The organism is Pantoea sp. X-Soil-ISGK-285, from assembly GCF_059730815.1.
Map to the genome: position 1 here is coordinate 1,661,789 of NZ_AP035938.1, position 20,970 is coordinate 1,682,758.

Annotated in this window: 25 protein-coding genes and 1 pseudogene; 14 read left to right on the forward strand and 12 right to left on the reverse strand. The window is 56.6% G+C overall.

Going from position 1 to position 20,970, the window contains the following annotated elements; all coding sequences use genetic code 11:
- Positions 1-472: 472 nt before the first annotated feature.
- Positions 473-1,480 (forward strand): glycosyltransferase family 9 protein, encoded by a 1,008-nt coding sequence (locus AC6I8B_RS07935; RefSeq protein ID WP_497817693.1) that lies wholly within the window; start codon positions 473-475, stop codon positions 1,478-1,480.
- Here the strand turns inward: AC6I8B_RS07935 and AC6I8B_RS07940 are convergent.
- The 4 genes from AC6I8B_RS07940 to AC6I8B_RS07955 form a co-directional block, all read right to left on the reverse strand.
- Positions 1,474-1,812: a DUF1493 family protein gene (locus AC6I8B_RS07940; protein WP_045140502.1), complete on the reverse strand. Its 339-nt coding sequence runs from the start codon at positions 1,810-1,812 to the stop codon at positions 1,474-1,476. The two genes, AC6I8B_RS07935 and AC6I8B_RS07940, sit on opposite strands and share 7 nt — an antisense overlap.
- Positions 1,812-2,873 (reverse strand): glycosyltransferase family 9 protein, encoded by a 1,062-nt coding sequence (locus tag AC6I8B_RS07945; protein ID WP_320503833.1) that lies wholly within the window; start codon positions 2,871-2,873, stop codon positions 1,812-1,814. The genes AC6I8B_RS07940 and AC6I8B_RS07945 overlap by 1 nt, the downstream gene beginning before the upstream one ends.
- Positions 2,874-3,236: 363 nt before the next feature.
- Positions 3,237-3,407 (reverse strand): hypothetical protein, encoded by a 171-nt coding sequence (locus AC6I8B_RS07950; protein ID WP_010246238.1) that lies wholly within the window; start codon positions 3,405-3,407, stop codon positions 3,237-3,239.
- A gap of 169 nt (positions 3,408-3,576) precedes the next feature.
- On the reverse strand, positions 3,577-3,825 hold the full coding sequence (locus AC6I8B_RS07955; RefSeq protein WP_010246235.1) for an ElaB/YgaM/YqjD family protein: 249 nt from the start codon (positions 3,823-3,825) through the stop codon (positions 3,577-3,579).
- 212 nt (positions 3,826-4,037) lie between these two features.
- Here AC6I8B_RS07955 and AC6I8B_RS07960 point away from each other — a divergent pair, with 212 nt between their 5' ends.
- On the forward strand, positions 4,038-4,250 hold the full coding sequence (locus tag AC6I8B_RS07960) for a DUF2767 family protein (protein ID WP_010246232.1): 213 nt from the start codon (positions 4,038-4,040) through the stop codon (positions 4,248-4,250).
- 20 nt (positions 4,251-4,270) lie between these two features.
- On the opposite strand, the gene AC6I8B_RS07965 is transcribed toward AC6I8B_RS07960, so the two are convergent.
- The 3 genes from AC6I8B_RS07965 to AC6I8B_RS07975 all read right to left on the reverse strand — a co-directional run bounded on the left by AC6I8B_RS07965 (position 4,271) and on the right by AC6I8B_RS07975 (position 6,253).
- A complete protein-coding gene (locus AC6I8B_RS07965) occupies positions 4,271-5,281 on the reverse strand; it encodes a Ppx/GppA phosphatase family protein (RefSeq protein ID WP_157351881.1) in 1,011 nt (336 codons plus the stop codon).
- Positions 5,282-5,304: 23 nt separating this feature from the next.
- The gene (locus AC6I8B_RS07970) at positions 5,305-5,862 is read right to left on the reverse strand and encodes a hypothetical protein (protein ID WP_022625839.1); all 558 of its coding nucleotides are present in this window, start codon (positions 5,860-5,862) and stop codon (positions 5,305-5,307) included.
- Between the two features lie 61 nt (positions 5,863-5,923).
- A complete protein-coding gene (locus tag AC6I8B_RS07975; RefSeq protein WP_010246223.1) occupies positions 5,924-6,253 on the reverse strand; it encodes a hypothetical protein in 330 nt (109 codons plus the stop codon).
- 214 nt (positions 6,254-6,467) lie between these two features.
- Here AC6I8B_RS07975 and AC6I8B_RS07980 point away from each other — a divergent pair, with 214 nt between their 5' ends.
- The 3 genes from AC6I8B_RS07980 to AC6I8B_RS07990 all read left to right on the forward strand — a co-directional run bounded on the left by AC6I8B_RS07980 (position 6,468) and on the right by AC6I8B_RS07990 (position 7,643).
- Positions 6,468-6,647, forward strand: coding sequence for a hypothetical protein (locus tag AC6I8B_RS07980; RefSeq protein ID WP_010246220.1), 180 nt, complete (start codon positions 6,468-6,470; stop codon positions 6,645-6,647).
- A 184-nt stretch (positions 6,648-6,831) separates the two neighbouring features.
- Positions 6,832-7,215 (forward strand): hypothetical protein, encoded by a 384-nt coding sequence (locus tag AC6I8B_RS07985; protein ID WP_010246217.1) that lies wholly within the window; start codon positions 6,832-6,834, stop codon positions 7,213-7,215.
- 14 nt (positions 7,216-7,229) lie between these two features.
- Entirely contained in the window at positions 7,230-7,643 is a 414-nt protein-coding gene (locus tag AC6I8B_RS07990) for a GNAT family N-acetyltransferase (RefSeq protein ID WP_010669877.1), read from the forward strand.
- Here the strand turns inward: AC6I8B_RS07990 and AC6I8B_RS07995 are convergent, their stop codons facing one another.
- Both AC6I8B_RS07995 and ldcA read right to left on the reverse strand, forming a co-directional pair.
- Positions 7,644-8,306, reverse strand: coding sequence for an MBL fold metallo-hydrolase (locus tag AC6I8B_RS07995; protein ID WP_010246210.1), 663 nt, complete (start codon positions 8,304-8,306; stop codon positions 7,644-7,646).
- Between the two features lie 22 nt (positions 8,307-8,328).
- Complete coding sequence (gene ldcA, locus AC6I8B_RS08000) at positions 8,329-9,252, reverse strand: muramoyltetrapeptide carboxypeptidase (protein ID WP_082787949.1); 924 nt, start codon at positions 9,250-9,252, stop codon at positions 8,329-8,331.
- Between the two features lie 164 nt (positions 9,253-9,416).
- Here ldcA and emtA point away from each other — a divergent pair, with 164 nt between their 5' ends.
- Complete coding sequence (emtA, locus tag AC6I8B_RS08005) at positions 9,417-10,046, forward strand: membrane-bound lytic murein transglycosylase EmtA (RefSeq protein WP_010246204.1); 630 nt, start codon at positions 9,417-9,419, stop codon at positions 10,044-10,046.
- On the opposite strand, the gene AC6I8B_RS08010 is transcribed toward emtA, so the two are convergent.
- Positions 10,039-11,013 (reverse strand): sugar-binding transcriptional regulator, encoded by a 975-nt coding sequence (locus AC6I8B_RS08010; protein ID WP_157351884.1) that lies wholly within the window; start codon positions 11,011-11,013, stop codon positions 10,039-10,041. The genes emtA and AC6I8B_RS08010 overlap by 8 nt on opposite strands.
- A gap of 183 nt (positions 11,014-11,196) precedes the next feature.
- On the opposite strand from AC6I8B_RS08010, the gene AC6I8B_RS08015 reads away from it, so the two are divergent.
- The 7 genes and pseudogenes from AC6I8B_RS08015 (at position 11,197) to AC6I8B_RS08045 (ending at position 18,377) form a co-directional block, all read left to right on the forward strand.
- A complete protein-coding gene (locus AC6I8B_RS08015; protein WP_010246199.1) occupies positions 11,197-12,138 on the forward strand; it encodes a D-ribose ABC transporter substrate-binding protein in 942 nt (313 codons plus the stop codon).
- 2 nt (positions 12,139-12,140) lie between these two features.
- Positions 12,141-12,740: a DUF2291 family protein gene (locus AC6I8B_RS08020; RefSeq protein WP_033771476.1), complete on the forward strand. Its 600-nt coding sequence runs from the start codon at positions 12,141-12,143 to the stop codon at positions 12,738-12,740.
- Positions 12,740-13,498: pseudogene (locus AC6I8B_RS08025) on the forward strand (ATP-binding cassette domain-containing protein); the annotation flags it as partial. The gene AC6I8B_RS08020 and the pseudogene AC6I8B_RS08025, both read left to right, overlap by 1 nt.
- A 182-nt stretch (positions 13,499-13,680) precedes the next feature.
- Positions 13,681-14,511 (forward strand): transketolase, encoded by an 831-nt coding sequence (locus AC6I8B_RS08030; protein ID WP_010246187.1) that lies wholly within the window; start codon positions 13,681-13,683, stop codon positions 14,509-14,511.
- Entirely contained in the window at positions 14,504-15,448 is a 945-nt protein-coding gene (locus tag AC6I8B_RS08035) for a transketolase family protein (RefSeq protein ID WP_010246183.1), read from the forward strand. Before AC6I8B_RS08030 ends, AC6I8B_RS08035 begins: the two co-directional genes overlap by 8 nt.
- A 2-nt stretch (positions 15,449-15,450) precedes the next feature.
- Entirely contained in the window at positions 15,451-16,938 is a 1,488-nt protein-coding gene (locus AC6I8B_RS08040; protein WP_157351886.1) for an FGGY family carbohydrate kinase, read from the forward strand.
- Positions 16,939-16,958: 20 nt separating this feature from the next.
- Entirely contained in the window at positions 16,959-18,377 is a 1,419-nt protein-coding gene (locus tag AC6I8B_RS08045; RefSeq protein ID WP_157351887.1) for an L-fucose/L-arabinose isomerase family protein, read from the forward strand.
- 112 nt (positions 18,378-18,489) lie between these two features.
- On the opposite strand, the gene AC6I8B_RS08050 is transcribed toward AC6I8B_RS08045, so the two are convergent.
- Together AC6I8B_RS08050 and AC6I8B_RS08055 are read right to left on the reverse strand one after the other, a co-directional pair.
- Positions 18,490-19,620 (reverse strand): mechanosensitive ion channel family protein, encoded by a 1,131-nt coding sequence (locus AC6I8B_RS08050; RefSeq protein WP_157351888.1) that lies wholly within the window; start codon positions 19,618-19,620, stop codon positions 18,490-18,492.
- Positions 19,621-19,716: 96 nt separating this feature from the next.
- Complete coding sequence (locus AC6I8B_RS08055) at positions 19,717-20,451, reverse strand: flagellar brake protein (protein WP_022625830.1); 735 nt, start codon at positions 20,449-20,451, stop codon at positions 19,717-19,719.
- 209 nt (positions 20,452-20,660) lie between these two features.
- On the opposite strand from AC6I8B_RS08055, the gene AC6I8B_RS08060 reads away from it, so the two are divergent.
- Positions 20,661-20,909: a GlsB/YeaQ/YmgE family stress response membrane protein gene (locus AC6I8B_RS08060; protein WP_010246168.1), complete on the forward strand. Its 249-nt coding sequence runs from the start codon at positions 20,661-20,663 to the stop codon at positions 20,907-20,909.
- The last annotated feature ends 61 nt before the right edge of the window (positions 20,910-20,970 follow it).

Below are 20,970 nucleotides of genomic sequence, written 5' to 3' on the forward strand. Positions count from 1 at the left end.
AGTTCGGGGCCGGCCAGGGAGGGCCGATCCCCGAACGGTTCGTCGGCACGACGTCAAAGCCGAAGGTACCGCGTGAGCGGCGCGAGGACGGCCCGGCAGCAGCAGAGGTGCGCTGGCCCGCACTGCGGCTCGCTCGCCCGGAAAAAAAGCTGGCACGTTTGACCGTGACAGCTTTTACAAATCTAATCTTAACTGACCAGTATTACGCCATGGGCGGCCTTTTCCTTTTCTGCATGCTGGCCCGGCAGGGCCGACGCCGTAAAATAATAATCCGGTTAATAATTCAGGCCTGTCTCTGGCCTGTCGTGCTGGCCTCATATTTTAACAATATCGCAACTATGGAACCAATCTGACACTGCGCTGACTAATTTGCTGACTATACCGTTACGTTACCGTTTTCAGAACGTTAACCGGGCGAGTCTTACTTTTATTCAGCCAGAACGGCGTAGCCTTTGCGCAGAGGATGTCAGACATGCGGTTTTTAATTATTTGTCGGGATAATATTGGCGACACCTTACTGACCACGCCGCTGATCAGTGCGCTGGCGCAGTCGGGGCAGCATCAGGTCGACGTGCTGACTAACAATTACGCTGCGCCAGTGTTGCAGCATAATTCCGATATCCGGCAGCTCTTCTATTACACTAAACTGCATCACCGTGAGGCAGGGCAGGGACGACTGACCTGTCTCTTACAGCGACTGAAGCTGATGCTGACCCTGAAAAAACAGCGTTACGATGTGGTGATTCTGGCAAAAAGCCGCTGGGATCAGCATGGCCTGAAGTGGGTTAAAACAGTGCGTCCCGCCAGAGTGATTGCCCTGGGCCATCCCCATCCGCTGATTACCGATCTGCTGCCGCCACCCAGCCAGTTGCCGTGTCATATCAGTGAAACCCTGTTTAGCCTGGGGCGGCCTTTCAATCTCAGCGCCACAGCGCCAGGCAAACTGACGCTGCTACCGGATGCGGCAATCGCGGCCAGCCTGCGTGACACCTGTGCGATTGATCCCGCTGTTCCGGTCTATGCATTGCAAATCAGCGCCCGCAAGCCGAGCCAGCAGTGGGAAGCCGCGCGGTTTGCCGGGCTGGCTGAAAAAATCGCGGCGCGTCATCCCTGCCAGATAATGCTGCTCTGGTCACCCGGCAGCCGTGATAATCCGCGTCATCCGGGAGATGATGAAAAAGCGCGTGAAATTATGGCGCTCTGCCCGCATCTGCCGATCAAAGCGGTGGCAACCACCAGCCTGCCGCAGTTGATTGCAGCAATGTCGTTGTGTCAGGGGCTGGTGAGCAGTGATGGCGGGGCAATGCACATTGGTGCGGCGCTGGGATTGCCGGTCGTCGCGCTGTTTGGCGACAGCGATCCGGCGTGCTGGCATCCGTGGCAGGTTAACTATCAGGTGCTGCAACCGGCGTCACGTGAGGTCAATGCGCTGAGCAGCAGCGAGGTCTATGACGCCTTCGCCCATACCATTACTCAGTAAGCCTCTTCAGGCCAGCGTCCCAGTCTGGCCGCTTCACACAGCATGGCGACCGTCAGTGGACGATAAGGCTGTGCTGTGCCCGCAGTAAACCAGCTTGCCACTGCAAAGCGCCGTCGGCGCGGCTCCGGAAAATAGCGGGCGTCATCATACTGTTCTGAACAGACGCCGAAAGTGATAAAAAAATCACTCATCAGAATGGCAAAATCCACCTCACTCAGCGGTAACTGCTGCAGATGAAATCCCGTCCGATCCACTTTCCGGAACCAGCCCAGTGCGGTTGGCTGATTGTGGTGCTCAATCAGCGCAATGATGGATTGAGAAAGATCGTTCATTACCCCACCAGTTTCGCCACGGCCTGCCCGACCTCATCGGCCTTGATCGTTGCCATCGGATGCTGTGAGGCGGTTTTATCCGGGCGGTGAATAATGATGTGCCGAGCGCTGTCCTGGCAGGGACCGGTATAGCGCGGATTGGCGGTGGAGAACAGGCTGACCGTCGGCGTCTGTGCGGCCACGGCGATGTGCAATGGACCGGTGTCCCCGGTAACCAGCACATCCAGCGTGCGAATCAGGCTAATCAGGCCGCTGAGATTCGTTTTCCCCGCCATCGGCGTCACACGCTGACGGCAGTGCAGGGGCAGGCTTTCAATAAATTCCTGCTCAAGAGGCTGCTCAGCGGCGGTGCCGGTAACGATAATTTCCGTGTCAGGCCAGCGTTCAAGCAAGGCTGTCGCCAGCTGGCTGAAGGAGGCCAGCGGCCAGCGGCGAATATCTTTTGATGCCCCTAACTGAAAACCGATACGGCGATGGTCAGCCTTTGTAGTCGGACTGTTGTTCAGTGCCGGAAGGTGCATCCGGGTCTGCTCTGTCTCTGCGCCAAGGACTTCAATCAGTTTCAGCTTACGCTTGATGGTATGGTCATCAAAATAGCCTGAATAGTGATCGAGATATTTATTTAGCAGAGGCGACTCGCGGCCGTAATGATCGCGCACAATTACCTTACTGCCGGTCAGTACCGAGCTCATAATATCGTAGGGGAAATGGGCGTGTAATATTACTGACAGGTCAGGTTTCTGACGGCGCAGTTTGAAAAAAAGCGGCAGGAAATTCGCCAGTTTGTTATCCCAGATATAGATCTTATCAAACCAGTTATAACGGCTGACGAGATCCTTATTTTTCTTGCTGGAAACCAGAATAAACTTGCTGGCGGGAAAGCGATTTTTCAGGCTCCAGATAGCCGGCGTATTCATCAGAAAGTCGCCCAGTGCCGTGGTGGAGTAAATCACCACTGTTTGTGGGGCCAGGTCGTGCAAGGCCTGTGGTTTTGTTCTGCTGGAAAATCGAGAATAGAGCGTTAAAAGTCGGTCTATCAGATAAATCTTTTTTTTCTTCACGTCTGAATTCTCTTAAACGTATCAATAATATTTAACAAAAGGTGTTGTGAGTTATTAGAGAATATTTCTGCGACTAAAGTTCATTATTAAGGTTTATTTTTTCGCTGCCGTAGAAATTTCGTTTAAATTGTTTCCACAATTTTAATGTTGTTTATTCTGGGTATATATACAGAATTGTGTAAAAGAAGTAAGAGATTATTAAAAAGAGATGGGATGATTCTTATAAAAAGGAAAGTATGGAAAATATTCTGATTCCGGCCATAACTAATAGCAGGTTAATTATTAGCGGAATTATTCTATGACTTCTATCTATTAAAAAACATGCGATAAAACAAACCCCGGCACGTGTGCCGGGGCAGGGTATTACGACTGTGGCTGACCCACCGGGCCTGAACCCAGCGTACCGCCCGGTGACGACTGACCGCTTGGTGCATGAGGGCGGCCATCATCTTTAATTGCGTCGCTCTTCTGCGAGCAGCCCGCAAGAGAGGTTAAGGTCGCTGCAACCAGCAGCAGGGCAGGAATTGTTTTCATAAGGTCACCTTGATGTTGTCAGAAAGAGACGAAACCAGACTAAGCATAGATACTTACCGCACTCTGGCCTGAAAAGGCTTATCTTTCAGATGTTTCTCAGCCGGCGGAGAGAGTCCAGGCAAAAAAAAACGGAAGCCAGTGGCTCCCGTTCTGTTGACGTTCAGCGCGATTACTTGCGGCCCAGCAGGAAGCCGATAAATACGCCAACGCCTGCAGCAACGGCCAGACCTGCAACAGGATTGGATTGAACCTGATCCTTGATACAGTCAGCAGCATCGCGGGCAGCATAGCTTGCCTGGTTGGTGTAACGGCGTGCTGCGCCTTTAGCCTGATGCTCAGATGAACCGGTTGCTGCACCCCATTGTTCCTGAACTGCGCCAGCGGCTTCTTTTACTTTATCTTCGATTTTTCCTGACATTTATTGCTCCTTGGTTTTGAGTGAGACCCTCAAAGCGTAGCAAAGATAGTGAATTCTGCTCCTCCAGCGGAGGAAAATGGGCTAAAAAATCATTTCTGGCTGTTAATGGCGCTGCGTTTGCGGGTAAGGGATTTACTGTCTAGCCTTTGGAAAGAGAGGCGCACTCAGGCGCTGCCACAGCCATAGCCAAAGCTACAGCCGGAGGATAAGCAATGAAACGTGATGCACTGAATGATGACGACTATGACGAAGTCTGCCGGGTCATTGGCGATGCGGTCATTGTGCTGTCGGAGCGCGGCCATGACACCCGCCGTGGCGAAATCTACGACCTGCTTAAACGTATACGTCAGCAGCGGGCCCACAGTGAACGGGATGAGCAGCGGATGCTGGATCATGCTATCCGGCTGATTAAGCCTGAGGTTTAGCATAGTGCGGAAAGGCTGCGCTACTGCAGCAGCACGCCCTGAATCAGACTGGCCTCAACAATCGTAACCTCATTAATTTTCAGCGCCTGCATATAACCTTCAACCAGTAAGAGATTGCTGACATCAGTGGCCCGGTAGTCGCCCGGGAGTTCACTGTCGCCTTTCCAGACCTGCTGCTGCGACAGCTGACTTAATGTCGTCAGGCTGTAGCGATGGGGTTTGCCCGGTAACTGATTACGGATTGAAAAACCATGGACGCCGCCGATGCCAATGACCCGACGGCTCGCCAGATCCTGTTTAATCTGCGGACTGACCTCATTAGCGGCATAAAATTGCACAAAGCGCAGCACCGACTGCCGCCAGGAGCCAATCGGATTAGGGGATTTGGCCTCCGGGCTGTTCTTCAGCACCGTCAGAATAAAGTTTTTCAACGTCACCGAGGCCAGTTTGCCCTGATAGATATCTGCAACCGCCTGACCCGCCTGCTGTCGCCAGGCAGTCATCTGCATCGATCCCCCACCAATATCCCAGACCAGCAGTTGCTCATCACGGATCGCCGGATCGTTAAGCGCGGCTTTAGCAGAGAGGAAACCGAGTTTCGCTTCCTGCTGCTGCGAGATGATGCTGATTTGCGCACCGGTCTGGCGCTGCAACTGATCGATGACCGCCTGTCCGTTGCTGGCGTTGCGGAACACCGCAGTGGCAACGCCGCTGATGCGCTGTGGATGAAAGCGCCGTGCCTGCGTTAAAAGCTGCTGCAGGGCAGCGGCACCTTCATGAGTCATCGCCGGGCCGAGCTGATTATCTGTTGAATGCGCTAAGGCCTCGTTCCAGGCCACGGCGCGCTGATCCTGATACAGCATCTTTTCGATGCGCAGCTGGCAGACATTGACACGGGCTACCGCAATTTTGGTGGTGCCGGAACCGATATCCAGACCGGCGCGAATTTGCTGGCAGCGATCGGCCTGGACAGCAGCGGCAAAAAACAGTGAGCAGAACAGCGTGACAGCAGACAGCGCAGCAGAACGCATAGCGACTCCGGGTGCAATGAGGATCAGAGTGAACGGGCGGCGACGCAGGCCGGATAGACGCTCACCAGGAAGTGACGCAGATGATCAAAACACCATTCGGCGTCATCCGCCTGCGGGCAATAGAACTGAATAGTGATCTTTTCATAATCGCGCTGACGCTGGCGCAGCGGCGACCAGCTCCAGTCGAGTACCGAGCGGGCATAATTGACCAGCGTCTCGGCGGGCATCTGATGTTGCTGCTCCTGCCCGGTCAGGTAGCGATAAAAGTTCGCTTCCAGCTGCAGCGCCTCCTCAAAGCCGTGTTGCGGCAGGTCGGGACGAAAAGCCACATCGATAAAGCCACAGACCGCATCTGCCTGCTGCTGCCAGTCGCAGGCCAGGGTCATAAACAGCCCCTCCTGCAGATTGATCTCCTCGACCAGCCGCCGCAGATTCACTGAATGGTTCAGCACCGCGATCTCCTCAAGGCGACCGGTTTCCAGCGTCAGATCAAAGCCACAGGGATTCACGGAGCCATCCGCATTGCGGGTGGCGGGGAAGGGGAAGTCGATATAACCGTTGTTATCCAGACGCTTTTCCATCGGGGAGACCTGCTGCTTGACGTTTCCTGACAATAAACCATCTGGCAGCAGGATTCATCCCTTATGGACAGGTCCAGGTGATTTGGGTGTCCTGGTAAGGGTTGATCAGGCGGAACTGCTTATCTGACAGGCGCTGCGCGTAATAGCCCTCAGGCGTGACGGCGGAGGGAACATATTTAAAGCGATCCAGCGACTGCAGCGGGCCACTCTTAACGCTGACCTTATCCCGGGTCACGGTGAAGCTATTAACCAGATCAAAAATCACGCCTTGGGTATGCCCCATCGACTGACCATAAATTGTCGAGACCTCACCCGGACATTCCACCCCTTTCGGGCCAGATGAACATCCAGTCACCATCGCGATGAGGATAAAAATGCTGAGACGCATCATGATTTTCTACCTGCTTCAATCCCTGGGAGTTTCGTGGCGCAGAGTCTATCCTGCTGCGTCACTGATTACTTAATCATAGCAGTTTACGCTGCGCTTCCTGTTTGTGATTTGTTTAATCGTTAAGCAACAGGAATGTAAAAGGGTGACTTTGCTTATCAATAAACGTTATTCTTGGCTCCTTTGCGCACCACTTAGGCAAATTCAGGGATAAATGATGAACGAAGAAGAAGCAAGTCTAATGATTATTCGCCATGCGATTGACCAGTTAGAAGCCGATAAGAAGCAACAGGTGATCGCTTGTTCAGCGGATATACGTGCAGCAATGCAGGCTTACGATAGCGAGAATGCCGGGCTGGCACTGATGTTAGTGGCCGCCGAGGTAGCAGCCGAATAATCATATCCGGTCAGTGTGGCAGCCTGTTACGCTGGCCGGATTACTTCATTTTTTCTCAACTTTCAGATTACTTCGCACGCCGATTCTATCTTTCAATGGTCTTGCTGCGGGTTGCCCCGCGTCCCTTCTCCGTCCTGTGATGTGTTAAGCTAAAAAATCTCAATAAAATCAGCGGAGAAACAGCATGAAGGCAGCATTAATTGCCCTGGGCCTGCTGGCCTGTCACATCGCACCCGCCTGGAGTGAGACGGAATTTCAGCTTAACTGTCCCGGCCGGACAACCATGACCGTTTCGCGTGCCGAATATGGTTTAACCACGTTAATGTGGCCGCCGGGGCATTTCCAGATTGCCGCCGGTCAGCAGCGTACCCGTTTAGAGGCGGGTGATAAGGTGGCGATTACCCGCTTTCGCAATGGCGATCAGCTGATTGTGAACCAGCGCAGCCAGGCGACCTTTTTTGTCTACCGCGACAGCGATAAACTGCTGCCCTGCAGCCGCAGCGAAAAACGCGATGTTGATGCGTTGAGCCTGGAGCGCTACGACGATCGTCAGCACTCCGACACTTAACCCAGGGAGCCACTATGCAACCCGAGATTACCGATAAGGTCACAACGCAGGATCTGGATGAAGTCAGGCTGGGTCTGACTGCGTTCAACAGCAAATATATTAATATTGATGAGATCAGATCGATCGGCGTGTTTATTCGTGATGACCAGGGCCGAAAGCTGGCCGGACTGACCGGATCAACCGCCGGAAACTGGCTGCGGATTGATATGCTGTGGGTGAGTGAGGCGCTACGCGGGCAGGGGGCGGGCAGCAAGCTGATGCAGGCGGCAGAGCAGGAGGCGCGGGATCGCGGCTGCCGCTTTGCCCAGGTGGATACCGCCAGTTTTCAGGCACGACCGTTCTATGAAAAGCTCGGCTATACGCTGCGCTTCAGCCTGGATAACTATCCACGGCATCATCAGCGCCACTATCTGACGAAAGCCCTGTAATCAGAACAACGGTTGCTGACGCAAATCCAGCGGATGCTGTTCTGCTTCATCAATCGCGGCCAGCCAGCTCTGCAGCGTAACTTTTTTCCAGGAGAGATGCCCGCGCGTGGTACTCATCAGCACCACGTCGGGACGCAGGGAGCGGTAAAACTCCAGCGTCTGGCTCAGCTCAGCCGGATTACTGTCCGGCACCAGCACCGTGATCCAGCGATCATGCGAACGTGTCACGGTATCGCCAACAAACAGATAGGTCAGCCCCAGCGGCGAGGTGTAGAGATAGCTGCAACTGCCCGGTGTGTGTCCTGGCGTTGGCAGCAGATGGAAATCCCCGAAGTGCGTCTCCTGCTGCGAAAAGGTGTCATCAGGCTCAGCAAAACGGCTGATGGGGCCCAGCGATCGGCTATGGCAGTAAAGTGCGCTGCTGAAGCGCTGCTGGATCAGCGCCGCACCGGGCGCGGATTCATGCCAGTGGGTGAGGTAGTGGCGGATAACGCCGCCGGTATCGGCCATGACTTCATGATCGAGCGGATTTTCTACGCGGCCAATCAACAGATTGCCGCGCGGGTGACGCAGCATAAAGCCATGCATCATCAGGTCATTAACGGCATCTTCCACCGGAAATTCCGGGGTTGAGATCCACAAATCGTCATACAACGGCTTCAATGTCGATCTCCTGAAACAAACGCTATTCCCGCAGGACGGGATGCCCGGTCGCCTGCAAACGGGCGTGGCCCTGGCTGACCGCTAATCGTGCGCTGGCACCCAAAGGCAGTGTTACGGTGTCAGCGGCATGACCAAAATCTAATCCACAAATCAGCGGCAGACCGGTGGTGTCACGCAGTCGCTGCCAGACGGTTCTGAAGTCAAACCCGTTGTCATATTCTGTCAGGGCTGTACTGGTGAAGCTGCCGGTAACGATCGCCCGCTGTCGCGCCAGAATGCCGCTCTGCTGCAGCTGAATCAGCATGCGTTCAATGCGGAACGGATGCTCATTCACATCCTCAATCACCAGAATGCCGTTCTCAAACTGCGGCATCCACGGCGTGCCAACCAGTGAGCAGATCATCGCCAGATTCCCGCCCCACAGCGTACCCTGCCATTCGCCCTCATCAGGCGTTTCGCTTTGCCATCTCACCTCTACTGTAGGTGAAGTCAGTGCCTGCCAGAAGTGGTGAAGGGTAAATTCAGATAAGGTCGCGGCGCCGAAGTTACCGGCCAGCATCGGTGCGCTGAAGGTAATCAGGCCGACCTGCGCCAGCAGCGCCAGCTGAATCGCGGTGAAGTCGCTGTGGCCGCACAGCGCCAGCGGCTGATTCAGCAGACGGCGTTGCAGGCCGATGTAGTCGATGGACTCCAGTAACCGGCTGGCACCATAACCGCCACGCACCGCCAGCACCACATCGGGCAGCGTGCTGAGACTGGCAAGCTGGTTGATATCCGCCAGGCGCTCCGCGTCCGTACCGGCGAAGCGCTGAAAACGGCGGGTAATCACCTGCTCGTTCTCTACCTGATGGCCGGCCGCACGCAGTCGTGCAATGCCCTGCAGCGCCGCAGGCTGATTGTGACAGTAACCGGAGGGGGAGATAAGACGAACTGAACGTGAAATCATCATACTTTCCTGCTGTTAGCGCCTGACTGACGGCGATGATGGCGAAAAGCGCCGCTGAAGTCACGGTACGCGCCGCATTTTCATGCATTTAGGATAAACGGTAATTTTGCTCTCAGGCTGCCTGGGTATGATAGCATTCGCCACAACAGCTACGAGATGAAAAATTGCTGAAAATCCGACACCTTATACTCTCAGCGTTACTCCTGACTGGCTGTGCCAGCGAGCCACCGCACCATGCCGTTAAGCAGCGCAACACGCCATTAACTCAGGCACCGCCGTCCAGCGTCAATGGCACCTGGGCGATGTTTACCGAAGATGCCGCCAGTCATTATGGCGTTGATGAGAAGTTGATCAGCGCCATTATCAGTGTCGAGTCGGGTGGAAATCCGGGCGTGGTGAGCCGTTCAAATGCGGTGGGGCTGATGCAGATTAAAGCTTCGACCGCCGGGCGCGAAGTCTATCGCACGCTGGGCCGTCGTGGTCAGCCGTCGAATGCCGAGTTGCGCGATCCGGCCAAAAATATTGATATCGGCACCGCCTATATCCGCATTCTGCAGAACTCCGCGCTGTCGGGCATCCGCGATCCGCTGACCCTGCGCTATGCCACCATCGTCTCTTATGCCAACGGCGCAGGGGCGTTACTGCGGACTTTCTCCAGCGATCGCGATCGGGCCATTGCGATGATCAATGCGATGTCACCGGATGAGTTCTATCAGCATGTGCAGAACAAGCATCCGGCGGCGCAGGCCCCGCGCTATCTGTGGAAAGTCACCACGGCTTACCGCACTATCTGACCGGTTGTGATGAATCCTGCGGCGTGAGCAGTAGCCGCGCCGTGGGATAGTCGATGATCAGCACCTTGATGTAGCCGCCCAGCAGCGCACCGCGAATCGCCTGCGCTTTCTCTCTTCCGCCTGCCAGCCCGACCACCTGTGGACACTGTTTTACCTGTGCCAGCTCCATACCAATCACCGGATCTTCTTCTGCTTTCAGCACCGGCTGTCCGCAGGCGTCGAAATAGTGCAGACAGATATCGCCTACCGCACCGCGCGCCGCCAGCGTTTGCAGCATCCTGCCATCGTAGTAGTTGCCCGAATTACGTAACAGCGCCGACGGCTCCAGATCGCCAATGCCGACAATCGCCAGGTCGACCTGCTCAAATTTACTCAGCACCTCGGCGACCTCTGCGTTGGCAGAGAGCCGCTGGCGATCGCTGACCGAATGCTCAATCGACTGGGACGGCAGCAGCCAGGCGGGGCAGTTCAGCAGCGCTGCCAGATTTTGCGTCAGAATCGTGGCCTGCACATTGCCGTTAGCCCCGACGCCACCCAGCAGCTGGATCACCCCTTTGCAGGCGCTGTTGAGCGGATGCAGCGCATCAACCATCGCCCGGATCGTGCCGCTCCATGACGAAATACCAATCAGCTCATCGTTTCGCAGTCGGGTCTCCAGATAGTGAGCGGCCGCCGATCCAATCGCCTGCTTAATCTGCAGCGACGACGCATGGTCCGGCACATCCACCACAATCGCCTGCGGCAGGTTATAGGTCTGCTCAATGGCCTTTTCCAGCTCAGGGTAGACGTTGGCTGGTGGCACCACGCTGATCTTGACCACACCTTCTTTCACGCTGCGATTAAGAATGCGTGAGACAAACGACTGCGATAAGGTCAGCGACTGCGCAATCTCTGACTGCTTCAACCCTTCGACATAGTAAAGGGTGGCAATTTTCACCATCAATCGCTGTTCATCCTGTTTTGCCATCGGTTTTTCCCTCTCTGATTCTGCCCGGTATTGTTAACCAGGATGATCAAAATCACAACGCAGGCTAATTTGTGATCATTTTCGCTTTTTGACGATCGCGCATTGGACGGCACGTCAGCGCGGGCGCATAGTCATTATGCATATAAAATCGCGTGTGAATATATATTCAAGCGGAGAAAAATAATGACTCGTCCTCTGATCAAACTGACCCTGCTCGCATCGATGCTCGCCTTTTCAGCGACCGCGCTGGCGGCAGAGCAAGGCCTGCTGGCGATTATCACCCCATCCCATGACAACCCGTTCTTTAAAGCCGAGGCGGAAGGGGCCTTAGCGAAAGCCAAAGAGCTGGGTTACGCCACGCTGGTGGCGTCGCACGATGATGACGTAAACAAGCAAAACCAGCTGATTGAGACCGCGATTGCGCGCAAAGCCAAAGCGATCATTCTTGATAACGCTGGTGCCGACGCCACCGTCGGGCCGGTGCAGAAAGCCAAAGATGCCGGGATCCCGACCTTCCTGATTGACCGGGAGATCAACAAAACCGGCATCGCGGTGGCGCAGATCGTCTCTAACAACTATCAGGGGGCGCAGCTGGGCGCGGAGAAATTTGCGAAATTGCTGGGCGGCAAAGGGGACTATGTAGAGCTGCTGGGCAAAGAGTCTGATACCAACGCGGGCGTGCGGTCGCAGGGCTATCACGATGTGCTGGATGACTACAGCGACATGAAAATGGTGGCTCAGCAGAGCGCCAACTGGAGCCAGACCGAAGCCTTCAGCCGCATGGAAACCCTGCTGCAGAAACACCCCAACATCGTTGGCGTCATCTCCGGTAACGACACCATGGCGCTGGGTGCCGAAGCCGCGCTGAAAGCCGCCGGGAAAACATCGGTGATCGTGGTGGGCTTTGATGGCAGCGACTACACCCGCGATTCGATCCTTAACAAAGGCAATATTAAAGCGACGGTGCTGCAGCCGGGCTGGGATCAGGCGCAGATGGCGGTCACGCAGGCGGATTACTACCTGAAGAACGGCAAAGCGCAGAAACAGGAGAAGCAGCTCATGGACTGCGTGCTGATTGACGACAGCAACGCCGCTAAGCTGAAAAACTTCAACCTGGCGAAATAACCATGAAACGGATGCTGGCGGTATTGACCGGTATGGCGCTGCTCAGCGCCTGCACCGTGGTGGATCTGGACGCGGACGGTAAGCCGATTCTGCCGAAGGATCCGCACGCGAAACCCAGCTATACCACCCAGACACCGCAGCAGATTGCGGAAGAGACCTGGCAGCCGCGCGTGATGACCACCGCGAACAGCCATGCGCTGAGCTGGGCCGACATGGAGGCGAAAAGTCAGACGGTCAAACCCGGCGGGCGCGAAAGCGTCTTCGTGCGAGCCGGGGGGACAGCCAGCGCCTTTGATGAGAGTAACCCGCGTGAACGCACGCTGACGCTGATGATTAACGGCAAGCCGGTGGCGGTCAGTGTCGGGCCGGTGCTGCGCAGTAACGCTATCCGGGATGCCGCCGGATTCCGTTTCGAAGAGTTTACCAATCAGGTGCAGTACGCCCAACTGACCCGGGCGCTGAACCGTCACGCGGTGAAGCAACTGCCACCGCTGGATGCCAGCTGGGTCAACCAGCCGGTGCAGGCGCTGCTGGCCGTAACCATCGGGCAGAACAGCGTTGAAGATGTGGTGGCGGTTGAGCTGAAGCGGGGGACGCCCTGATGGACGATGAGATCATTCTGCGGGCCGAACAGATATCGATGCTGTTTCCCGGCACGCTGGCGCTGGATCGCGTCGACTATCGGGTCTGGCGCGGCAAAGTTAACGTCATCATCGGTGAGAATGGGGCGGGAAAATCGACCCTGATGAAAATTCTGGCCGGGGTACAGCAGCCCACGGCCGGTTCGCTGTTCCTGAATGGCGAGCCGCTGACGCTGAGCAGCACCCGCGACGCCGCCCGGCACGGCATCGGCATGGTGCACCAGGAGCTGAATCTGTTTGAGAACCTGACGGTGGCTGAAAACCTGTTTCTGGGCCGGGAGATCCAGCGCGGCCTGGCCCCGATCAACGAGGCGGAGCAGGCTCGCCGCACCGCCGCGCTGATGGCGCGCCTGGATCAGCCGATTTCACCCCATGAGCGGGTCGGTAATCTCAAGGTGGGTCAGCAGCAGCTGGTCGAGATTGCCAAAGCGCTGGCGGAAGATGCAGACATCCTGATCCTCGACGAGCCGACCTCGGCGCTGAGCAAAACCGAAGTGGAGATCCTGTTCCGGGTGATCCGCGACCTGACGCAGCAGGGCGTTACCGTGATTTACATCTCCCACCGGCTGGAAGAGCTGATGGCAATTGGCGACGTGATCACCATTCTGCGCGACGGGCGCTTTCAGGCCGAAGCGCCGGTCAGCAGCATCGATGTGCCGTGGATCGTGCGTGAGATGCTGGGCAGTGAACCGGTCACCGGCAAAACCCTGACGGGAAAGTGCGTGAAACCTGACAGGAGGTGCCGCTGAGTGATTCATGGCAGCGGACGGCCTGCCCGGTTTAACGGGCAGAATAGCGAACAAAGGGCGGTTCACTTTATTAGCCCCTTTTTTTCAGGCACAAAATTTTTTAACCGACGTGAATATATATTCATAACCGATTTAAAATTCAGAGGTAGTGTATGAATCCTTTCAATCTTCCGGTCGATGACCTTGAGCGCCGGGCGCGGGCAATCCGCCGCCGCATCATCCAGCTTAACGCGGGCAGCCCGGCAGGCGGTCATACCGGCGCTGACCTGTCACAGGTAGAGATCCTCACCGCGCTCTACTTCCGCATTCTGAACTGCGCACCGGATCGTACAGACGACGATCAGCGTGACATCTATATCCAGTCCAAAGGGCATGCGGTGGGGGGCTATTACTGCGTGCTGGCGGAAGCGGGCTACTTCCCGACCGACTGGCTGGCAACCTACCAGCATGCCGACTCGCATCTGCCCGGCCATCCGGTACGGCAGAAAACGCCGGGCGTTGAGCTGAACACCGGCGCGCTGGGTCACGGCCTGCCGGTGGCGGTGGGCATCGCTATCGCGGCGAAAAAAGATAACAGCCCGCGCCGCATCTTTGTGGTGACCGGCGATGGTGAACTGGCTGAAGGCAGCAACTGGGAGGCGGCGCTGGTGGCGGCGCATTACGGCCTCGACAACCTGATCATCATCAATGACAAAAACAAGCTGCAACTGGCGGGCGCGACCCGCGACATCATGAACACCGATCCGCTGCCGGAAAAATGGCGCGCCTTCGGGCTGGAGGTCACCGAATGCAACGGCAATGATATGGCGGCGGTGGTCGACACCATTGAAAACCTGCCGAAGAACGGCAAACCGCAGGTGATTGTGGCGCATACCGAGAAGGGATTTGGCGTCTCCTTTATCCAGAGCAAGGCGGAATGGCATCACCGGGTGCCGAAAGGCGAAGAGATCGCACTGGCACTGGAGGAACTGAAAGATGAGTAATGCACAACATCTAGCAAGCGTCATGGTCACGGCCTTTATCGACGCAGTGAATCGCGGTGTGGATCTGGTGCCGGTAGTAGCCGACTCCACGTCGACGGCCAAAATCGCCCCCTTTATCAAGGCGTTTCCCGACCGGCTGATTAACGTCGGCATCGCTGAGCAGACGCTGGTGGGCACGGCGGCCGGTCTGGCGCTGGGCGGCAAGGTCGCAGTGACCTGTAATGCTGCGCCGTTTCTGGTGTCACGCGCCAATGAGCAGGTAAAAGTTGACGTCTGCTACAACAACACCAACGTCAAACTGTTCGGGCTGAATGCCGGGACCAGCTATGGCCCGTTAGCCAGTACCCATCACAGCATTGATGACATTGCGGTGATGCGCGGTTTCGGCAACATCGAGATCTATGCGCCTTCCTGTCCGCTGGAGTGCCGTCAGATCATCGATTACGCCCTTGAGCATGTCGGGCCGGTCTATATCCGTCTGGATGGCAAAGATCTGCCGCAGCTGCACGCGGAAAGCTACCAGTTCAGGCCGGGCGCGATCGACCTGCTGCGTGAAGGCAGCGACATCGCACTGGTGGCGATGGGCTCAACGGTTCACGAGGTGGTTCACGCTGCTGAGCAACTGGCTGAGCAGGGCATTTCAGCCGGTGTGATCGCGGTTCCATCGATTCGACCTTGTGATACCCAACAGCTGCGCAACCTGTTAAATCACTACCCAGCGGTGATTACCGTAGAAGAGCATAACGTTAATGGCGGTGTCGGCAGCCTGGTGGCCGAAGTGCTGGCGGAAGGCGGCTGCGGCATCCCGCTGTTGCGGCTCGGCATTGCTGATGGGGAATATGCAATTGCCGGCGATCGCGCCTCTACCCGCGCCCATCATGGCATTGATGCCAGTAGCGTGGTGAACAGTGCAGCGCGCATCTGCGCAGGAGCATAAACATGGTGGGACCCCTGATTCTGGCGATCGACGAAGGCACTACCAATGCTAAAGCGATTGCGGTTGATCGCGATGGCCGCGTGGTGGCACGCGGCAGCCAGAGCTTAACCCTGCAACACCCGCAACCGGGACTGGCTGAGCAGGACCCTGTGGCGATCTGGCAGGCGGTAAAAGAGGCCATTACCCACTGCCTGGCAGCCTGTGGTGGCGCGCCTGTCGCGGCTGTGGCGATCAGTAATCAGCGCGAGTCGGTGCTGATCTGGCAGCGGCGTGACGGCAAGCCGCTGACGCCGCTGGTGAGCTGGCAGGATCGACGATCCGAGTCACTCTGTCGCGACCTGCGTCAGGCGGGCAAAGCACCTCGCATCACCGGTTTGACCGGCCTGGCCGTTGACCCGATGTTTCCGGCCGCCAAGCTGACCGGGATGCTGGCCGCCATTCCCGACGGCGCGGCGCGGGCGGCGGCGGGTGAACTCTGTATCGGCACGGTCGACAGCTGGCTCAGCTGGCAGCTCAGCGCGGGCGAGGTATTTATTACCGATCATGCTAACGCCTCCCGTACTCAACTCTACAGCCTGCATCTTAATGACTGGGACGACGAGCTGCTGACGCTGTTTCAACTGCCGCGCGCCGCGCTGCCGCGCATCACCGCTTCAGCCAGTGAACAGGGCGTGGTCGCGGTGAATGATATTCCCGGCTTAGCGCCAGGCACGCCGATTCTGGCGCGCATCGGCGACTCTCATGCCGCCTTACAGGCGCAGCGGCGCGGCGAGTCTGAAGTGGTGAAAGCCACCTACGGCACCGGGTCTTCACTGATGATGTCCATGGCAACACCGCTGCTGACGGAAAATGGCCTCAGCACCACCGTGGCCTGGCATGACGGCACGTTGCGTTATGCCTTTGAAGGCAACATCACCCACACCGGTTCCGGTGCCGCCTGGCTGGGCAGAATGCTCGGCGTGCAGGAGCCGCGCGAGCTCACCGCGATGGCGCAGCGCTGCGACGACAATCAGGGCATCTATTTTGTCCCGGCGCTCTCTGGCCTGGGCGCGCCCTGGTGGGATCTGCAGGCGCGCGGCATGGTGTGCGGACTGACGGATGCCGCCACACCCGCCGTGCTGGCGCGGGTGGCGCTGGAGTCGATCGTCTGGCAAATCGCCGACGTCTTTTTTGCCATGGAGCAGGCCAGCGGCCAGCAGCTTCCGGCGCTCTGTGTGGATGGCAGCGCCACCGAAAATAGCTGGCTGATGCAGTTACAGGCGGATGTGTTACAGCGGCCGTTGCAGCGGGTGCCTACCGCCGAGGTCTCCGCGCTGGGCGCGGCACTGCTGGCAGGCAAAGTGCTGGGATGGTGGCAGCAGGGCAGTGATATGCAGGCGCTGCAGGGCGGCAGCGTCATCATGCCGCGTGAAGAGCACGCGCAGTGTATGCAGGAAAACTATAAAGGCTGGATTGACGCCGTTGCACGCTGTCGTTATCAGCCACATTAATCCTTATCCGGAGCAGAGCCATGTCAACACTTCCTCAGCAGTTAACCTTCGGCGTCATTATTGGCAACCGGGGTTTTTTTCCCAGCTATCTGGTGGGCGAGGCGCGCCAGCAGGCGGTCGCGCTGTTTGAAAAGATGAACATTAATACGGTGATGCTGGATGAGACCCAGACCAATCTGGGCGGCGTCGAGACGCGTCAGGAGGCGAAAACCTGTGCCGCGCTGTTTCGTCAGCACCGCGAAGCGATTCACGGCATTGTGGTGCTGCTGCCAAACTTTGGTGATGAAAAAGCCATCGCGGAAGCGCTGCGTCTCGCCGGGCTGAACGTGCCGGTGCTGGTGCAGGCCGAAGAGGACAATCTGGATAAAATGGGGCTGGCGACCCGCCGCGACAGCTTCTGCGGCAAAATTTCACTCTGCAACAACCTGCGGCAATATGGCATCCCGTTTACGCTGACCCGCCAGCACGTCTGCGCACTGAGCGGCGACGTGTTTATGCAGGATCTGCAGCGGTTCAGCCAGCTCTGTCGGGTGGTGAATGCCATGCGCCGGGTACGCGTCGGGGCAATTGGTGCCCGGCCCGCCGGATTCAACACCGTGCGCTACAGCGAAAAGCTGCTGGAGAAGATGGGCATCGCGGTGGAGACCCTGGATTTATCGGAGATCTTTACCCGCACCAACCGGCTGCGCGATGACGATATCCGCGTGGCAGAGAAGAGTGAAATCCTGGAGGCCAACGCCGATGCGCGGGGGATTCCGGGTGACAAACTGGTGACCATGGCCAAACTGTTTGTGGTGATCAGCGAGTGGATCAGCGACAACGATATCGATACCACCGCCATTCAGTGCTGGACGTCGTTGCAGGAGAACCTGGGCATTAACGTTTGCTCAATCATGAGCGTGATGTCGGGCCAGCTGATGCCCAGCGCCTGCGAAGTGGATGTGATGGGGGCGCTGTCGATGTATGCGCTCGCCAGTTGCTCGCTGAACCCCGCCTCGCTGGCAGACTGGAACAACAACTTTGGTGACGAGCGGGACAAATGTGTGCTGTTTCACTGTGGTAATTTCGCCAGCGCCAGCCTGGAGTCAGCGACCATGGGCACGGCGGATATCATCGGCACCACCGTGGGCAAAGAGAACACCTGTGGCGCAGTGCATGGCCGCATGAAGCAGGGCGATCTGACCTATTTCCGCCTCTCTACCGACGACTTCAGCGGCGAAATCAAAGCCTATGTGGGAGAGGGAATGTCGGTCACCGATCCGCTGGACACGGTAGGTTGCCGTGCGGTGATCCAGGTGCCGCAGCTGGAGACACTGCTGGCGTGGATCTGCCGTAACGGCTTTGAGCATCATGTGGCGATGAATCACTCTGCCACGGCCGGTGTGCTGCAGGAAGCGTTCAGTGAGTATCTCGGCGTAAGCTGCTACCGGCATCAGTAAGCGGTAAGGCGGAACGGCTGAATGCAAGGGATGAAGCAGCCGGTGCGGTCACGATTCCGCCCGCACCGGCTTGTTATGCCCGCCACGCCTGAAAAGGAAGGCGGGCACTGATTTAGCGCGTCATTCTGCGCACCTCGTCATCATCATTCTGTACCGCAACCAGATCCACCGGTGGCAGATTGCCGCCACTGAATTCCACCTGACGAATCGGGAAGGCGAAGCGGATATTTCGCTCTTCCAGTGCCGCCATCAGCTGCAGGTTAATCTCCTGCTGTATATCCATGTACTTGTTGTAATCCGCATTCAGCACAAAATAGACCACTTCGAAGGTCAGTTTTGAATCCTCAAAGGCCAGGAAGTGGGCGCGGTCAAAACGGGTGGTCTCAACGCCCTGGATAATCTCTTTCACCAGCGGGCTGATCTCCCGAACCTGCTCTGACGGCGTGGCGTAGCTGATACCAAACTTAAAGACGATGCGGCGCTGCTGCATGCGCTTATAGTTGTGAATCGTCTGCTGCAACAGAATGGTATTTGAGCAGACAATCTGCTCGCCACTCAGGCTGCGCAGTCGGGTGGTTTTCAGGCCGATATGCTCAATGGAACCGGCAATGTCACCAAAGACAATAAAATCGCCATGCTCAAACGGCTTATCAAAGCCTATCGCCAGTGAAGCAAACACATCGCTCAGTACGGTCTGAATCGCCAGCGCAATCGCGATACCACCAACCCCAAGGCTGGCGACCAGTGCGGTAATGTTGATGCCCATGTTCGACAGAATGGCCAGGAACATCATGATCCAGACCACTACCCGCAGCAGAATCCCGAGGATCACCGTAGTGACCGGGTTGCGCACGTGCAGCGGGTCACGCAGCAGACTTTTCAGCCATAGCCGGATGCCACAGTCGAGCCACAGAGCGAGCTGCACAATCAGCGCCAGGAACCAGCCGTGCGCGATGGTTACACTCCACGACGCGGGCAGATCGACAAACTTCAGGGCAATCAGCAGCGAAAAGATCAGCAGCAGGGTCTGGCTGGTACTGCGCAATATCTCCACCAGAATCGCAGTGGCGCGAACATGACGATGTTCGCTGTAAAGGGCAATCCGGTTGGAGATAAAGCGAATCAGAGTACGTAATATCCAGTAAATCACCAGCGTGGACACCACCACGATGGCGCTGTTTAGCCAGAGTTCCTGATTAAAAAAGAGGGAGTGAAAACGACGTGAAGAGAGCCAGTTTTCCATTGGGGAGGGTCTCCTTGCTGGGTTCCGGTTTAAAAGAAAACAAGCAAGAAGCATAGCCTGGATGCGGCCCACCTGTGTGGCGCATCCGTAAAGCGGTTACTGGAATCGGGTCGATTTATCGCGCGCCAGGCGCTCAAGGGCAAAAATAATCTGCTGAAGCTGCCGCTCCTGCGCCGGGTTCAGCGTGGCAAAACGAAAGCTCAGTCGCGGTGTGATGCGGGTTTCATTTTTGCCGGTCACCACGCTGCGCTCGCCAATGCTCAGCAGCTTTACCGGCACGTCAAAATGGCCATACTCGCCCAGCTCGACCCGGAACGAATTGAAACTGTCACCGTCCTGCAACCCGTCCGGCAGCGCTTCATCGACCAGCACGCCGATACCGCCCAGCGACAGATCCTGCAGACGCAGGCGCGTTTTCCTGCCATCGGGCCACACGGTATGACACCAGAACTGCGGCTCCAGCGGGGCGCAGACACGGAAAAACTCACGTCGCTGGATCTGCCACAGCAGGCCTGGCAGCGGCGCGCTGAAAGCGGGTAACCCTTCAAACTCCACGATTTCCAGCGCGGCGAGGCTGAATTCCACCTTAGCGCCGTAGGTTTCCGCAGTGATACTGAGATCGTCGCTGGTCAGGGCATAATCGTTATCCAGATTATTACTGCCGAGGTCAAACAGCAGGTGATCTTCATCGGCAGCCAGCATCCGGCTGATAAACTGCCCACGCGGAAAGCGCACCAGTAATGGCGTCTGCAATCGCAGCAGATCTTTCATAACGCCAAGAACCGCCAGCGTGCCACGTTTTAGATATTGTTCCTGGTCGGCTTCTTTCACGTCCTGCTCCACAAGGGGGTTACTTTATTGATGCGGTTTTTTTGCCTCGTCTCGGTTATCGGCGCGGCTAAAAAAAGCTTTAGCATGCTATTCATCAATAATAACTGTGAGCAGGCAGGCATTTTTTGAAAAGCTGGTTATACTTATCGCGGTAAACCGCTTGATTAATCAGGCGTTCACGATTTAATCAAAAAAGGAAGGAGCAACAGATGGGTATTATTTCCTGGGTCGTCTTTGGCTTAATCGCAGGTATTCTGGCGAAGTGGATTATGCCGGGTAAAGACGGTGGCGGTTTCATTCTGACTATCGTTCTGGGTATTATCGGTGCAGTAGTGGGTGGCTGGATCAGTACGCTGTTTGGCTTCGGCCGCGTCGATGGGTTTAACTTCGGAAGTTTTGTGGTCGCTGTTATCGGTGCCATCGTGGTGCTGTTTATCTACCGCAAAGTACGCAGTTGACCGTAAAGGTTTAAAAGAAAAAGGGGACGAAGCGATTCGTCCCCTTTTTTTATCTCTTATT

Excerpts from the sequence above, each read along its gene's own strand:
- AC6I8B_RS07935 (WP_497817693.1), top strand. The coding sequence starts at position 473 with ATGCGGTTTTTAATTATTTGTCGGGATAATATTGGCGACACCTTACTG.
- AC6I8B_RS07940 (WP_045140502.1), bottom strand. The coding sequence starts at position 1,812 with ATGAACGATCTTTCTCAATCCATCATTGCGCTGATTGAGCACCACAAT.
- AC6I8B_RS07950 (WP_010246238.1), bottom strand. The coding sequence starts at position 3,407 with ATGAAAACAATTCCTGCCCTGCTGCTGGTTGCAGCGACCTTAACCTCT.
- AC6I8B_RS07955 (WP_010246235.1), bottom strand. The coding sequence starts at position 3,825 with ATGTCAGGAAAAATCGAAGATAAAGTAAAAGAAGCCGCTGGCGCAGTT.
- AC6I8B_RS07960 (WP_010246232.1), top strand. The coding sequence starts at position 4,038 with ATGAAACGTGATGCACTGAATGATGACGACTATGACGAAGTCTGCCGG.
- AC6I8B_RS07965 (WP_157351881.1), bottom strand. The coding sequence starts at position 5,281 with ATGCGTTCTGCTGCGCTGTCTGCTGTCACGCTGTTCTGCTCACTGTTT.
- AC6I8B_RS07970 (WP_022625839.1), bottom strand. The coding sequence starts at position 5,862 with ATGGAAAAGCGTCTGGATAACAACGGTTATATCGACTTCCCCTTCCCC.
- AC6I8B_RS07975 (WP_010246223.1), bottom strand. The coding sequence starts at position 6,253 with ATGATGCGTCTCAGCATTTTTATCCTCATCGCGATGGTGACTGGATGT.
- AC6I8B_RS07980 (WP_010246220.1), top strand. The coding sequence starts at position 6,468 with ATGAACGAAGAAGAAGCAAGTCTAATGATTATTCGCCATGCGATTGAC.
- AC6I8B_RS07985 (WP_010246217.1), top strand. The coding sequence starts at position 6,832 with ATGAAGGCAGCATTAATTGCCCTGGGCCTGCTGGCCTGTCACATCGCA.
- AC6I8B_RS07990 (WP_010669877.1), top strand. The coding sequence starts at position 7,230 with ATGCAACCCGAGATTACCGATAAGGTCACAACGCAGGATCTGGATGAA.
- ldcA (WP_082787949.1), bottom strand. The coding sequence starts at position 9,252 with ATGATTTCACGTTCAGTTCGTCTTATCTCCCCCTCCGGTTACTGTCAC.
- AC6I8B_RS08010 (WP_157351884.1), bottom strand. The coding sequence starts at position 11,013 with ATGGCAAAACAGGATGAACAGCGATTGATGGTGAAAATTGCCACCCTT.
- AC6I8B_RS08015 (WP_010246199.1), top strand. The coding sequence starts at position 11,197 with ATGACTCGTCCTCTGATCAAACTGACCCTGCTCGCATCGATGCTCGCC.
- AC6I8B_RS08020 (WP_033771476.1), top strand. The coding sequence starts at position 12,141 with ATGAAACGGATGCTGGCGGTATTGACCGGTATGGCGCTGCTCAGCGCC.
- AC6I8B_RS08030 (WP_010246187.1), top strand. The coding sequence starts at position 13,681 with ATGAATCCTTTCAATCTTCCGGTCGATGACCTTGAGCGCCGGGCGCGG.
- AC6I8B_RS08035 (WP_010246183.1), top strand. The coding sequence starts at position 14,504 with ATGAGTAATGCACAACATCTAGCAAGCGTCATGGTCACGGCCTTTATC.
- AC6I8B_RS08040 (WP_157351886.1), top strand. The coding sequence starts at position 15,451 with ATGGTGGGACCCCTGATTCTGGCGATCGACGAAGGCACTACCAATGCT.
- AC6I8B_RS08045 (WP_157351887.1), top strand. The coding sequence starts at position 16,959 with ATGTCAACACTTCCTCAGCAGTTAACCTTCGGCGTCATTATTGGCAAC.
- AC6I8B_RS08050 (WP_157351888.1), bottom strand. The coding sequence starts at position 19,620 with ATGGAAAACTGGCTCTCTTCACGTCGTTTTCACTCCCTCTTTTTTAAT.
- AC6I8B_RS08060 (WP_010246168.1), top strand. The coding sequence starts at position 20,661 with ATGGGTATTATTTCCTGGGTCGTCTTTGGCTTAATCGCAGGTATTCTG.